Here is a 12849-nt window from a genome sequence, read left to right as displayed (position 1 = left end):
ATCCCGAAGCTGGCTGAGATTCAGGTTACCCCAATACTTCACAGCAATGGTTTCGGTGAACCGTCCCGGGTTTGCCGGAGGCCGTTTGGTTTGAGTCAGGCTGCCATGGCTGGCTCTTGCAACATGGCGTAGTAGCGTGCCTCGGCTTCGGCTGGCGGGATGTTGCCGATGGGCTCCAGCAGCCGGCGACTGTTGAACCAATCGACCCAGGTCAACGTCGCGAACTCGACGGCCTCGAAGCTTCGCCACGAGCCGCGCCGATGAATGACCTCGGCTTTGTAGAGGCCATTGATCGTCTCGGCGAGAGCGTTGTCGTAAGCGTCGCCGACGCTGCCGACGGAGGGCTCGATAGCGGCCTCAGCCGGGCGCCCGGTGTAGCGAATGCTAACATATTGCGATCCGCGGTCCGAATGATGCATCAAGCCGCCGCGATGGACAGGCCGCCGTTCGTGCAGGGCCTGCTCGAGAGCATCGAGGACGAAGCTCGCATGTGCCGCCCTGCTCACCCGCCAGCCGACGATGCGACGGGCGTAGGCGTCGATGACGAAGGCCACGTAGACGAAGCCCGACCATGTGCTGACGTAGGTAAAGTAAAGTCCGAGAGCCAGAGCATGTTCGGCGCCGGGGTGTTAACCGGCGCCGAACTTGGCACCGTGAACTATCGGCCACAATTCCTTGTCGTAGTTGACATAATCCGGGCCGGGGTGAGGTCAACATCGGCGCCTATCGTGACCCCTGTGTGTACCGAAAACTTAAACACGGGCGTAGCGGTGATGAAGTCCGCCCAGAATGGCGCGTGACCTGATCACACCGGTTCGCTGAACCGGGCGAGAAACCGGGGCATCCTTGTTCAGGGATCGATGGGTTCTGACGCTATTGTACAACACGACGACAGAACGCCCACGGGACCGAGGAGCGCGAGCTTCTTTATCCGTGGCATCCATGGGCCGGATGCCTGGTCCATATTCATGAGGTCATCGAGAAGGCTGGCGGAGAAGTTTTCCGGTGCAGCCTCATTGGTCGGGCATCCGCGCGATGGCTGGAGATTCCGGCGTGGATGTTCGATCGGGCGGCCTGGTGTGTCGGCGCCGCACCCTATGTTGACATTGCGGTGCTGACCGCCTTGGCAACGCTGCTGCAGGATGTGACGTCCGTTTCGGGCGCACCATCGCAATTGCGGGATTCAAGCGCAGCATTGGGCTCTCACGACACGAATCGGGGAGATGTCCATGCCACGCCCGCCTACCGCTCATCGCCATCCTCACAGCAATGCACGTCAGTTCGATCTGTTCTGCGACCCGCCCTACGCCGCGGCGCAGACGCCGCAATGGCAGGCGTTGCCCGCCGAGACGCGCCATACGCTGACGAAGCTGCTGGTCCGCCTGATCTTCGGCCACGCCGACGGCGACCTCGTTCGGGAACGGGAGGAGATGCGTCATGATGTCTGAGAAGATCAGGCCGCACCATCTGGAGCGCAAGGCGATCCTGTATGTCCGGCAGTCCTCCGCCCATCAGGTTCTCCACAATCGCGAGAGCAGCGCCTTGCAATATGCGATGCGCGATCGTCTGACGGCGCTGGGCTGGTCTCGCATCGAAACGGTCGATGACGATCTCGGGCGCTCGGCGGCGGGCGGCGTCGCGCGCGCCGGCTTTGATCGAATGGTGGCCGAGGTCTGCCTGGGCAAGGTCGGTGCGGTCGCGGCGCGGGAAGTCTCGCGTTTCGCCCGCAACAGCCGCGACTGGCAGCAGCTGATCGAGATGTGCCGCGTCGTCGATACCGTGCTGATCGATCAGGAGATGGTCTATGCGCCGCGTCAGGGCAACGACCGGCTGTTGCTGGGATTGAAGGGCAGCCTCAACGAGTATGAGCTCGATCTTCTGCGCCAGCGTTCCCTGTCGGCCCGCTATGAGAAGGCCCGGCGCGGCGAACTCATCGTCGCGGCCCCGGTCGGCTTTGTGAAGGTCGGCGACAGGCTCGAGAAGGATCCCGATCGCCGTGTCCAGGAAGCCGTCATTCTGGTCTTCGACAAGGTCGCCGAGCTCGGCAGTGTCCGGCAAGCCCTGCTCTGGTTCATCGAGCATGGGCTGGACTTGCCCGCCAAGCGCAACAACGGTGACGTGGTCTGGCGCAGGCCCAATTATGCGACCATCCACCGGATGATCGAGAACCCGATCTACGGCGGCGCCTACGCCTATGGTAAGAGTCGTGTCGCGACAGGATATGACGCAGCAGGCGTGATCCGACCCAGCCGCCGTCGTAAGGCGCGAGCCGAATGGCTGGCGCTGATCCCAGGCGTCCATGTGGGTTACGTCAGCTGGGAGCGGTCGGAGGCGATCCGCAAGATGGTGCGCGACAACATGCCCACAGGCCGACATCACGGAGCGCCGAAGCACGGCGACGCTTTGCTCGCCGGCCTTGTCCGCTGCCGGCGTTGTGGACGCAAGCTGACGATTCGCTACACCGGCGCCAAGCATAACATTCCGCGCTATTCCTGTTGGCGGGGTTCGCTCGACAATGGCGAGCCACGCTGCATCGCATTCGGAGGATTGCGTGTCGACGACGCCATCGAGGAAGCTCTTCTGCGGGTTGTCGAACCGGGAGCGATAGCTACGGCCGTCGAGGCCGAAGCACAAGCGGCCAACCGCCGCGATCAGGTTCGTGAGGCGCTGGTGCGCGACCTCGAGGCGGCGCGCTACAGCGCCGATCGGGCATTCCGGCAGTACGATGCCGTCGATCCGCAGAACCGCCTGATCGCGGCGGAACTGGAGTTGCGATGGAACGGCGCGCTCACACGTGTCGGCGAGATCGAGATCAGGATTGCCGCGCATGATGCCGCGACATCGGCACCATCACGGGCGCCAGTCCACCTCGCCGCGCTGGCCGCTGATCTCAAGGCGGTCTGGTCGGCGCCGTCGACCGACGCGAGGCTCAAGAAGCGAATCGTGCGCACCGTCATCCACGAGGTGGTCGCCGATATCGATGACGAAGCGTCAGAGATCGTTCTCCTGACCCATTGGATGGGCGGCGTTCATACCGAACTGCGCCTGCCGAGGCGCCGCCGCGGACAGCGCAATAGCATCTCCGCCGACATGCTGGCCGCCGTCCGCCAACTGGTTCTCATCGCCAATGATGATCTGATCGCCGGCATTCTCAACCGGAACGGCCTGGTGACCGGCCACGGCAATCGCTGGATACGGGAGCGGGTCACCGCGCTCAGGTCGCATCATAAGATCCCGGTCTTTCGGCCGGCGCCGGATGGGAACGAGCCATGGCTTAATCTGAACAAGGCGGCGGGTTTGCTCGGCATTGCACCGAAGACGCTTAGGCTCGCCGCCGCAGCGGGCGAGATCGAGGCGGGTCATCCTCTGCCGGATGGTCCTTGGATCTTCAGCCGATCAACGCTCAGCGAACCGGCGGCTCAGCGCCTCGTTCGTCGCGCGAGGCAAAACCCAAATCACCCCACGGGATCGCATCCAGATCAGCAAAGCCTCTTCTCTCCAATCACATAGACAGATGTGTGTTATGAAACAGGATTGTAATAGTCGGCGTAGGATTGCAGGACTCGACGCAGATGCACCTCACCCAGGATAATGATGTGGTCCACACACTCACGCCGGATCGATCCGATCAGCCGTTCGGCAAAGCCATTCTGCCAGGGTGAAGCTGGTGCGGTGGGCTTGTCCCGGATGCCCATGGCGCGCAAGCGCCCCAAAGCGGATTTTCGATGCTCATCTGCCAGATCAGCGCGCGCAGCTCCGTCTCGATCTGAGGTCGCCCTCCCAAAGATCGTGACTTCCAGCGCCAATAGCGGCGAAAGCCAGCCCGATGCCAACGCACCAGCGTCTCGGGCCGGATAATCGTGAGAACCTGCAGAATCGACGGAAACCAGCGATACAGCTGGACAAAGAACCAGCGATCGCTGTTTGCGAGTCGAACACGGCCACGCAGCTTGCGCCGCAAAACAATCAACTGATGTAGCAGCACAGCATTCTCAGCCTCAAGTCGCAAATTCGACTTGAATGGCGAGGCCAGGACAGCCAGAGAGAAACAGAGCAGCCCGATCATTCCACCAGCCTAGGCGATTCCGTCACATCATCAACTCGGATGAGGTTTTCGGCACACACAAGGAATGCTACTCCCCGTTTGCGGTCAATTGGCGCTCCGTAGCCGCTTCATTCATACGATATCGCCGCCCGGAAGCTATCACCATGTCTCGACTTCCGACATATACGCCACGGCGGGCCATCAATCGAGAAACGCTCTGCGGCGGCCGGGTGTCCTTATCGCAAATCAAATCCGGGTATATTGATGATGCAGTCCGCCCTGGATCGGATGGCAGATAATGCGTCCAGCTGGCGTCTGCGGCCGGCGCGGCCCAACCATGTCTGGTCCTATGACTTCGTCGCTGACCCCACCCACGATGGCAAGGCGTTCCGGATGTTGTGCATCATCGACGAGTTCACCCGTGAGACCTGGCCATCCGTGTCGCACGGAAGCTCAAGCCGACCGATGTCATCGAAGCACTCTGCGTCTCGCGGGGCATCCCTGGGCACATACGTTCAGACAACGGCCCTGAGTTCGTCGCCGAGGCGCTCCGATTGGATCGCCATTGTCGGAGCCAAGCCGCAGGCAGATAATATCAGCGAGAGTATTGCTAGGCGCACGGGATTCCGCTCAAGGCGTTCGGCAATTGGGGGTGAGGTTCAAAGCAGAGCGGTAGCGGTGGCGCGAAGGTTCTCGCATCAGCGTGACTCAGCTGGCCGTCTTCATGGCTGCACGCTCGGCGTCGACCATAAAATCGCGGGTGATCGGCACCGCCCCACGGTTGATCGATAGCAGAATTTGAAACACCATGTGCGACCCATGCAAGAATTCCAGTTCGACGGCGGCTAGATAGAATTCCCACATCCGCAAAATCGCTCAGCGTAGATCGCCGCTGCCTTGGCTCGATTTTTGGTAAAGCGCTCTCGCCAGTGCTTCACAGTGTAGCGGTAGTGCAATCGCAGAACCTCAACGTCATCGCACCATAGTCCGCAACGTTCGGTGGCGGCGAACGTTTCCGACAGGGCCGGCACATAGGCGCCCGGAAAAATGTACTTGCGGATGAACGGCCCGGTTGTGCCCGGCTGCGACATGCGCCCGATGCAGTGAATGAATGCATAGCCGTCGGCCTTCAACAGCTCGCGAATCTTGCGAAAATATTCATCGAAATGTCCAATTCCGACATGCTCCATCATGCCGACCGAAACCACACGGTCGAATTGTCCAGTCAGATTGCGGTAGTCCAACTCGCGAAACTAACACGATCGGAAACCCCGGCGGCTTCGGCATAGCCGCGCGCCGCCTTGATCTGCTCCGGCGAGACGTTGACCGCAGTGACATGGGCGCCGGTCTCACGCGCCAGATGAATGGCAAAGGCGCGCCAGCCGGAGCCGATCTCCGCTACCGTCATTCCAGGCTTTAATTGCAATTTCGTGGTGGCGTGGATCAGCTTGTTGTGTTGCGCCTGTTCGAGCGTGTCATGCTCCAGATTGCGAGAATAGGCGCAGGAGTATTGCATCTGATCGTCGAGAAACAGACGATAAAGTTCGGTCGAGATGTCGTAGTGATGGCGCGCATGCGCAGCCGCGAGCCCGATCGGGTTGGCCTGATGCCAGCGCCGCAAGCCGCGCCAGACCCGCCGCATCAGTCTCTGTGAGCCGTACGAATAAAGCGCCGTTCGATTGACCGAGAACAGAAGCAAGAAGTCGTAAATCTGCGTGTCGTTCTCCAGCGTCAGCGTTCCATCCATATAGGCTTCGGCGGCGTAGAGCTCCGGATTGATGAACAACTTCATGTACAAATTACGATTGTGCAGGCCGATGGAGACATCGGGTCCTGGCAATCGATTGCCAAACACATGGACCTTGCCGCCGGCATCGCGGATTCGTAGGGTGCCTTGGCGGATAAAGCGCCTCAAGAGATTGGATAGAAACCACACCCGACGATCTCCCCGGTTGTTCAAACCCTATAGCAATAAATAGGAATGTCCGCTTTTTTGCATTAGCTAAATGTCATCTCGCAGCACGCCGCAGAATGCTCTCAAAGACTCATCAAGCCCTCGAGGCGACGTTCGCGCGTCCCAGCGGTTCTAAGCCTTGATCTCGTCAATGACACTATGTCAACTTATCAAGGCTGGGGCCGTACAAGGACCGCGCAACATGCCCGATGCCCGTTTCTTCCAGCGCGCCGGACCTTTCTCCCTCGCTGAGATTGCAGAGCGTATCGGAGCGCATCTGGGAGATGCGGCAAAGGGCAATCTAATCATCACGGATGTGGCGACGCTCGAAGATGCCGAAATCACACATCTCAGCCCGTTTGTAGACCCTCGATACTATTCCTCTTACATAACGACAGCAGCCGGCGCGGTGCTTACCACTCGAAACTTGAGCGAAAAATTTCCCCGGTTAGGTGTTGGTTTGATATTTTCCGAGACCGCGCGCCTACACTACGCTTCTGTAGCGTGGTTGTTCTATCCTGAGGCAGTGCGAGGCAGCGTGGTCAGGATGAGAGTCGCGGTTTGCGGTAACGCGATAGTCGGCGCCGACTGCCAAATCGAGCCGAGCGCCGTCTTAGGTACAGGCGTTGTATTGGGGTCCCGCTGCCAGATCGGCTGCAATACTGTGATCGGGCAAGGCGTCGTACTCGGCGATAGCTGTATTGTGGGTGATGGCGCTTCGGTCAGCCATGCGCTGATAGGCAATGGGGTGGAAATCTTTGCTGGCGCAAGGATTGGCACAGCCGGTTTCGGATTTGCTCCAGGACCGCGCGGACCAATCCGCATACCACAACTTGGTCGCGTCGTTATCGGAGACAATGTCGAAATCGGTGCCAACACGACAATAGACCGAGGCGGGCTTGGCGACACCGTCATTGGTGCGGGCACCGTGATCGATAACTTGGTGCAAATTGGTCATAACGCAAGAATCGGTCTCTCCTGCGTGATAGCGGCTCAGGTCGGAATTGCTGGCAGCGCTAACCTTGGCGACGGCGTGATGATTGGTGGACAAGCAGCGATAGCGGATCATATCGTGATTGGATCCGGCGCGCGCATCGCGGCGTGTAGCGGGGTGATGCGCGACGTGCCGCCTCTTATCACGGTTGGCGGCGCGCCCGCTGTACCAATCCGGCAGTTTCACAGACAGACCACAGCCTTAGGGCGAATCGCAAAATCCCATCGAAGCGACAACGCACCGAAATAGTGGTTGCGGATCGATGGGTATCTGTTGTTGCTGCCGGAGGCGCAGATGCGCCGGATTGAACCCTATTTTCCGTTGTCGCATGGGGTTGCGAGGGTTGACGGCCGGCGGGTGATCAGCGGCATCATCTTCGTCATCAGGAACGGCTGCGCTGGCGCGATGCGCCGCGTGAGTATGACCCGCACAAGACCTATAACCGCTTCGTGCGCTGGAGCCTCCTCTGTTCCCCGTCGTATCGGGTGTACGAAGGGCGGCCTGAATTCGAAGTTGCACGCCGTATGCGACGGTCAGGGGCGTCCCGTCATCATGCTGCTCAGAGGGAGATAGAGACGCATTGGGATCGCTCCTCCAGCGTTAAGTCTTGCCCCGTCTCTAGCCATTTGATTTTATTTCAGTCGAGTTTGATTTTGTTTGATTGAATTCAAAGGAGCCTGCGGTGAAGCTAGAGGCGCGCTAAGTTAAATATCGTCGATGTTTATTGGCCCGGTCCTAAGAGCCTGTTTGGAAAATCAGGGATGAGCGTTTCTGCGGATGAGGACACCGGCCATGGCGACATGGATCATGGCGGTTGAGACATCGATGCGACGTTCGTAATCACGCACGAGCCTGCGCCAGCGGATCATCCAGCCGAAAGTTCGTTCGACCACCCAGCGGCGCGGCAGGACTTCGAAGCCCTTCTGCCCGTCGCGGCGTCGGATGATTTCGAGTACGAACTGCAGATAGACGGCTTTGTCCATCAGTTTCAGTCGGTCGTAGGCGGCGTCGGCGAACAGATGTTTCACCCACGGCCAGCGTTTGCGGATCGCATCGAGGATCGCTTGTGCGCCTGCACTGTCGGAGATGTCGGCGGTTGTCAGATTGACCATCAGCAATCGCCCGTCCGTGTCGACCGCGATGTGGCGCTTTCGACCGACGATTTTCTTGCCGGCGTCATAGCCGCGCGTCTCGCTATGCGGGGCTTTGACCGACTGGCTGTCGATCACCGCAGCCGACGGGCTTGCTTCGCGCCCCTGCCGTTCCCGATCGAGCATCAGTTCGACGTCATGGATCGTCTGGAACAGGAAGCGCCGCGCCAACTCGCGGAACCAGCCATAAACCGTCCGCCAGTGACCGAAATGCACTGGCAGCATCCGCCAGCCGCAGCCCGAGCGCACGAGATAGCGCACCGCGTTGATCACTTCGCGAAATTCGACTTCACGCGGCCGGCCCCGGCGTCCTGGTTTCGGCATCAGCGGCGCGATCCGTTCCCATTCCTCGTCCGTCAGATCAGACGGATATCGCTTGGTCTTTCGGGCGATCCTGGCCATCCGGCTTCGCTGCTTACGTGTCCACATCCCAAGTGTGAATCATATTCGCTGCGATACCGGAATCCCCGCCTAGCCCAATTTCCAAACAGGCTTTCCTTGTATGTTTCCAGGATATTGGTGACGTTGTTCAACGCGATGTTCATAATAGCCGGATCGTTCTGGTCCACTTGGATTGTGACGTGGTGAGGCTTGGCATCCGCAGCTAAACTGGAAGAACAGGCCGCGGCCAGAATTGTGCAAGCCGCTATTACCCTAAAGACAAAGCGCATGTCGTATCTCCTTTCAGGGATGGACAATAATGAAACTCTTCTCCGCGGGCGCAAGCAATGTTTGCCGTAACGCTCATGCGATCGCTTTTCAGCAGATCCAGAATACGAAAACGGCAATAACCGGGACCGCCACGAGGCGGTCTGAGATATGCCAGTTTTTGAAAGTTCCGATCGCGGGTTTGCACCCGCAAATCGAAACGAGAAATTGCGCTTACAAATCACCGGCTAAACTGGCGCCATGCCAACCGACGATGACCCAACGGACGATCCAGATGTTGACTCTTCACCGCTTTCTGCGGAGATCAAACGCGACGGGATGACCGTTCGCGTGGAACTCTATCGGATATAGGGAAGCACGGAAGATTTTACAGCGGCGCAACGCGCCAGAAACGGCACGTGGGGACGATTGGCGCGGCCGGAGCTACCGCCCTGCCCGCGCGGCATTGATCCGCTGCAGGGGTGCCTATTGCGGCGAAATTGATCCGGCAGCGGCGACGGTGCTAGCATCGCTTGCCTGCGCGGGCACACCTAAACGCTCTGCCTTAAGCGTGGCGCGCGACCGTAGCAGATCAATCACCGTCCCAAAGATCAGTTTGCACAATAACCGCCCGGATGGGATTTGCGACAGGGACCACAACGGCACGCGCACCCATTTGTCATTGATCAAAGACGCGCCGAAGTCACGCGCCGCCGAGACATCTGGACGCATTATCTGCCATCCAATTCCGGGCAGACTGCACCATCAATATGCTCAGATTTGATATGTGGTAGGTCCAGCCGCCTTATGCGGTTATTTGTTGTTGGTGAAAATTCGACGCGAGAAACGGATCACGACGGCAATGATGATCAATGTCATTATTAAAGGTAGTATCCAGATCAAAAAGAAGCCAAGCAGAAGAACGACGGCTAGCATCAAAATTGCGCCGATTGCCGCAGCAAAAATGGTGATCCCGAATGGGCCAAGCCTTGTGACATAGATACGGTGAGTTCCGTGCGTCGTCTTAGAGGCCCAAATGCCGGAATCGGGTTGATTACCTGGCAGGATAATTTCAGGCTCGGATTGCGGGCGTTCACTGCTCTTCTTAGTCATTATTCCGCCTTTGGTTCGTCCACTGATGGTCCGCCCCCACGGGTGGTCTGGGTTGAATGTTAGTGCATGATCGGTTTTGGCGCCATGGCTGGTGAGGCCAGCGAAGCTGGTCCGCGTAGCAGAGCCGGCCATTACACGGCCTCTGGCGCCGGTTGTCCTTATCGCAAATCAAATCCGGGTATATTGATGATGCAGTCCGCCCAGAATCGGACGACAGCTAATGCGTCCGGCTGTCTCGGCGACGCGTGACATCGGCGCGTCCTTGTTTAATGACAAATGGGTGCGCGTGCCGTTGTACAACACGACGACAGAACGCCCACGGGACCGAGGAGCGCGAGCTTCTTTATCCGTGGCATCCATGGGCCGGATGCCTGGTCCATATTCATGAGGTCATCGAGAAGGCTGGCGGAGAAGTTTTCCGGTGCAGCCTCATTGGTCGGGCATCCGCGCGATGGCTGGAGATTCCGGCGTGGATGTTCGATCGGGCGGCCTGGTGTGTCGGCGCCGCACCCTATGTTGACATTGCGGTGCTGACCGCCTTGGCAACGCTGCTGCAGGATGTGACGTCCGTTTCGGGCGCACCATCGCAATTGCGGGATTCAAGCGCAGCATTGGGCTCTCACGACACGAATCGGGGAGATGTCCATGCCACGCCCGCCTACCGCTCATCGCCATCCTCACAGCAATGCACGTCAGTTCGATCTGTTCTGCGACCCGCCCTACGCCGCGGCGCAGACGCCGCAATGGCAGGCGTTGCCCGCCGAGACGCGCCATACGCTGACGAAGCTGCTGGTCCGCCTGATCTTCGGCCACGCCGACGGCGACCTCGTTCGGGAACGGGAGGAGATGCGTCATGATGTCTGAGAAGATCAGGCCGCACCATCTGGAGCGCAAGGCGATCCTGTATGTCCGGCAGTCCTCCGCCCATCAGGTTCTCCACAATCGCGAGAGCAGCGCCTTGCAATATGCGATGCGCGATCGTCTGACGGCGCTGGGCTGGTCTCGCATCGAAACGGTCGATGACGATCTCGGGCGCTCGGCGGCGGGCGGCGTCGCGCGCGCCGGCTTTGATCGAATGGTGGCCGAGGTCTGCCTGGGCAAGGTCGGTGCGGTCGCGGCGCGGGAAGTCTCGCGTTTCGCCCGCAACAGCCGCGACTGGCAGCAGCTGATCGAGATGTGCCGCGTCGTCGATACCGTGCTGATCGATCAGGAGATGGTCTATGCGCCGCGTCAGGGCAACGACCGGCTGTTGCTGGGATTGAAGGGCAGCCTCAACGAGTATGAGCTCGATCTTCTGCGCCAGCGTTCCCTGTCGGCCCGCTATGAGAAGGCCCGGCGCGGCGAACTCATCGTCGCGGCCCCGGTCGGCTTTGTGAAGGTCGGCGACAGGCTCGAGAAGGATCCCGATCGCCGTGTCCAGGAAGCCGTCATTCTGGTCTTCGACAAGGTCGCCGAGCTCGGCAGTGTCCGGCAAGCCCTGCTCTGGTTCATCGAGCATGGGCTGGACTTGCCCGCCAAGCGCAACAACGGTGACGTGGTCTGGCGCAGGCCCAATTATGCGACCATCCACCGGATGATCGAGAACCCGATCTACGGCGGCGCCTACGCCTATGGTAAGAGTCGTGTCGCGACAGGATATGACGCAGCAGGCGTGATCCGACCCAGCCGCCGTCGTAAGGCGCGAGCCGAATGGCTGGCGCTGATCCCAGGCGTCCATGTGGGTTACGTCAGCTGGGAGCGGTCGGAGGCGATCCGCAAGATGGTGCGCGACAACATGCCCACAGGCCGACATCACGGAGCGCCGAAGCACGGCGACGCTTTGCTCGCCGGCCTTGTCCGCTGCCGGCGTTGTGGACGCAAGCTGACGATTCGCTACACCGGCGCCAAGCATAACATTCCGCGCTATTCCTGTTGGCGGGGTTCGCTCGACAATGGCGAGCCACGCTGCATCGCATTCGGAGGATTGCGTGTCGACGACGCCATCGAGGAAGCTCTTCTGCGGGTTGTCGAACCGGGAGCGATAGCTACGGCCGTCGAGGCCGAAGCACAAGCGGCCAACCGCCGCGATCAGGTTCGTGAGGCGCTGGTGCGCGACCTCGAGGCGGCGCGCTACAGCGCCGATCGGGCATTCCGGCAGTACGATGCCGTCGATCCGCAGAACCGCCTGATCGCGGCGGAACTGGAGTTGCGATGGAACGGCGCGCTCACACGTGTCGGCGAGATCGAGATCAGGATTGCCGCGCATGATGCCGCGACATCGGCACCATCACGGGCGCCAGTCCACCTCGCCGCGCTGGCCGCTGATCTCAAGGCGGTCTGGTCGGCGCCGTCGACCGACGCGAGGCTCAAGAAGCGAATCGTGCGCACCGTCATCCACGAGGTGGTCGCCGATATCGATGACGAAGCGTCAGAGATCGTTCTCCTGACCCATTGGATGGGCGGCGTTCATACCGAACTGCGCCTGCCGAGGCGCCGCCGCGGACAGCGCAATAGCATCTCCGCCGACATGCTGGCCGCCGTCCGCCAACTGGTTCTCATCGCCAATGATGATCTGATCGCCGGCATTCTCAACCGGAACGGCCTGGTGACCGGCCACGGCAATCGCTGGATACGGGAGCGGGTCACCGCGCTCAGGTCGCATCATAAGATCCCGGTCTTTCGGCCGGCGCCGGATGGGAACGAGCCATGGCTTAATCTGAACAAGGCGGCGGGTTTGCTCGGCATTGCACCGAAGACGCTTAGGCTCGCCGCCGCAGCGGGCGAGATCGAGGCGGGTCATCCTCTGCCGGATGGTCCTTGGATCTTCAGCCGATCAACGCTCAGCAAACCGGCGGCTCAGCGCCTCGTTCGTCGCGCGAGGCAAAACCCAAATCACCCCACGGGATCGCATCCAGATCAGCAAAGCCTCTTCTCTCCAATCACATAGACAGATGTGTGTTATGAA

13 protein-coding genes and 4 pseudogenes are annotated in these 12849 nt (G+C 60.1%); 7 read left to right on the top strand and 10 right to left on the bottom strand.

What is annotated here, in order from left to right:
- Positions 1-95: 95 nt before the first annotated feature.
- Positions 96-625 (bottom strand): annotated as a pseudogene (locus V4R08_RS14875) (IS3 family transposase); the annotation flags it as partial.
- Positions 626-1229: 604 nt separating this feature from the next.
- Here V4R08_RS14875 and V4R08_RS14870 point away from each other — a divergent pair.
- Together V4R08_RS14870 and V4R08_RS14865 are read left to right on the top strand one after the other, a co-directional pair.
- Positions 1230-1448, top strand: coding sequence for a hypothetical protein (locus tag V4R08_RS14870; RefSeq protein WP_335580047.1), 219 nt, complete (start codon positions 1230-1232; stop codon positions 1446-1448).
- Positions 1438-3510, top strand: coding sequence for a recombinase family protein (locus V4R08_RS14865; protein ID WP_335580054.1), 2073 nt, complete (start codon positions 1438-1440; stop codon positions 3508-3510). Before V4R08_RS14870 ends, V4R08_RS14865 begins: the two co-directional genes overlap by 11 nt.
- A gap of 11 nt (positions 3511-3521) precedes the next feature.
- Here V4R08_RS14865 and V4R08_RS14860 read toward each other — a convergent pair whose 3' ends face one another.
- Both V4R08_RS14860 and V4R08_RS14855 read right to left on the bottom strand, forming a co-directional pair.
- Positions 3522-3695, bottom strand: coding sequence for an integrase core domain-containing protein (locus V4R08_RS14860; protein ID WP_335580305.1), 174 nt, complete (start codon positions 3693-3695; stop codon positions 3522-3524).
- Complete coding sequence (locus V4R08_RS14855) at positions 3629-4066, bottom strand: hypothetical protein (RefSeq protein WP_335580314.1); 438 nt, start codon at positions 4064-4066, stop codon at positions 3629-3631. Before V4R08_RS14855 ends, V4R08_RS14860 begins: the two co-directional genes overlap by 67 nt.
- A 276-nt stretch (positions 4067-4342) precedes the next feature.
- Here V4R08_RS14855 and V4R08_RS14850 point away from each other — a divergent pair.
- Positions 4343-4624: pseudogene (locus tag V4R08_RS14850) on the top strand (DDE-type integrase/transposase/recombinase); the annotation flags it as partial.
- Between the two features lie 129 nt (positions 4625-4753).
- On the opposite strand, the gene V4R08_RS14845 reads toward V4R08_RS14850, so the two are convergent.
- From V4R08_RS14845 to V4R08_RS14835, 3 genes are read right to left on the bottom strand one after another with little or no spacing between them, the layout of a single operon-like run.
- On the bottom strand, positions 4754-4909 hold the full coding sequence (locus V4R08_RS14845) for a hypothetical protein (RefSeq protein ID WP_335580313.1): 156 nt from the start codon (positions 4907-4909) through the stop codon (positions 4754-4756).
- Positions 4891-5253, bottom strand: a complete 363-nt coding sequence (locus V4R08_RS14840; RefSeq protein ID WP_335580053.1) for a class I SAM-dependent methyltransferase — start codon at positions 5251-5253, stop codon at positions 4891-4893. The genes V4R08_RS14845 and V4R08_RS14840 overlap by 19 nt, the downstream gene beginning before the upstream one ends.
- A gap of 17 nt (positions 5254-5270) precedes the next feature.
- Positions 5271-5981: a class I SAM-dependent methyltransferase gene (locus V4R08_RS14835; RefSeq protein WP_335580052.1), complete on the bottom strand. Its 711-nt coding sequence runs from the start codon at positions 5979-5981 to the stop codon at positions 5271-5273.
- A gap of 220 nt (positions 5982-6201) precedes the next feature.
- Between V4R08_RS14835 and lpxD the strand changes: the two genes are divergently transcribed.
- Positions 6202-7242, top strand: coding sequence for a UDP-3-O-(3-hydroxymyristoyl)glucosamine N-acyltransferase (gene lpxD / locus V4R08_RS14830; protein WP_335580051.1), 1041 nt, complete (start codon positions 6202-6204; stop codon positions 7240-7242).
- 45 nt (positions 7243-7287) lie between these two features.
- Positions 7288-7542, top strand: a pseudogene (locus V4R08_RS14825) (transposase); the annotation flags it as partial.
- A gap of 206 nt (positions 7543-7748) precedes the next feature.
- Here the strand turns inward: V4R08_RS14825 and V4R08_RS14820 are convergent.
- The 4 genes and pseudogenes from V4R08_RS14820 to V4R08_RS14805 all read right to left on the bottom strand — a co-directional run bounded on the left by V4R08_RS14820 (position 7749) and on the right by V4R08_RS14805 (position 10037).
- Positions 7749-8573 carry an IS5 family transposase gene (locus V4R08_RS14820; RefSeq protein WP_335580050.1) on the bottom strand — a complete coding sequence of 275 codons (825 nt, stop codon included), beginning with the start codon at positions 8571-8573 and terminating at the stop codon, positions 7749-7751.
- Positions 8574-8638: 65 nt separating this feature from the next.
- A pseudogene (locus V4R08_RS18335) lies at positions 8639-8815 on the bottom strand (DsrE family protein); the annotation flags it as partial.
- 463 nt (positions 8816-9278) lie between these two features.
- Complete coding sequence (locus V4R08_RS14810; protein ID WP_335580049.1) at positions 9279-9524, bottom strand: hypothetical protein; 246 nt, start codon at positions 9522-9524, stop codon at positions 9279-9281.
- An 81-nt stretch (positions 9525-9605) separates the two neighbouring features.
- Positions 9606-10037: a hypothetical protein gene (locus tag V4R08_RS14805; protein WP_335580048.1), complete on the bottom strand. Its 432-nt coding sequence runs from the start codon at positions 10035-10037 to the stop codon at positions 9606-9608.
- 513 nt (positions 10038-10550) lie between these two features.
- On the opposite strand from V4R08_RS14805, the gene V4R08_RS14800 reads away from it, so the two are divergent.
- Together V4R08_RS14800 and V4R08_RS14795 are read left to right on the top strand one after the other, a co-directional pair.
- Positions 10551-10769, top strand: a complete 219-nt coding sequence (locus V4R08_RS14800; protein ID WP_335580047.1) for a hypothetical protein — start codon at positions 10551-10553, stop codon at positions 10767-10769.
- Positions 10759-12831: a recombinase family protein gene (locus V4R08_RS14795; protein WP_335580046.1), complete on the top strand. Its 2073-nt coding sequence runs from the start codon at positions 10759-10761 to the stop codon at positions 12829-12831. The genes V4R08_RS14800 and V4R08_RS14795 overlap by 11 nt, the downstream gene beginning before the upstream one ends.
- Positions 12832-12849: the final 18 nt, after the last annotated feature.

Source organism: Nitrobacter sp. NHB1, from assembly GCF_036964665.1.
In the GTDB taxonomy this organism is placed as follows: domain Bacteria; phylum Pseudomonadota; class Alphaproteobacteria; order Rhizobiales; family Xanthobacteraceae; genus Nitrobacter.
Note: the sequence above shows the minus strand (reverse complement) of the source record. Positions and strands in the feature narration are given on the sequence as shown.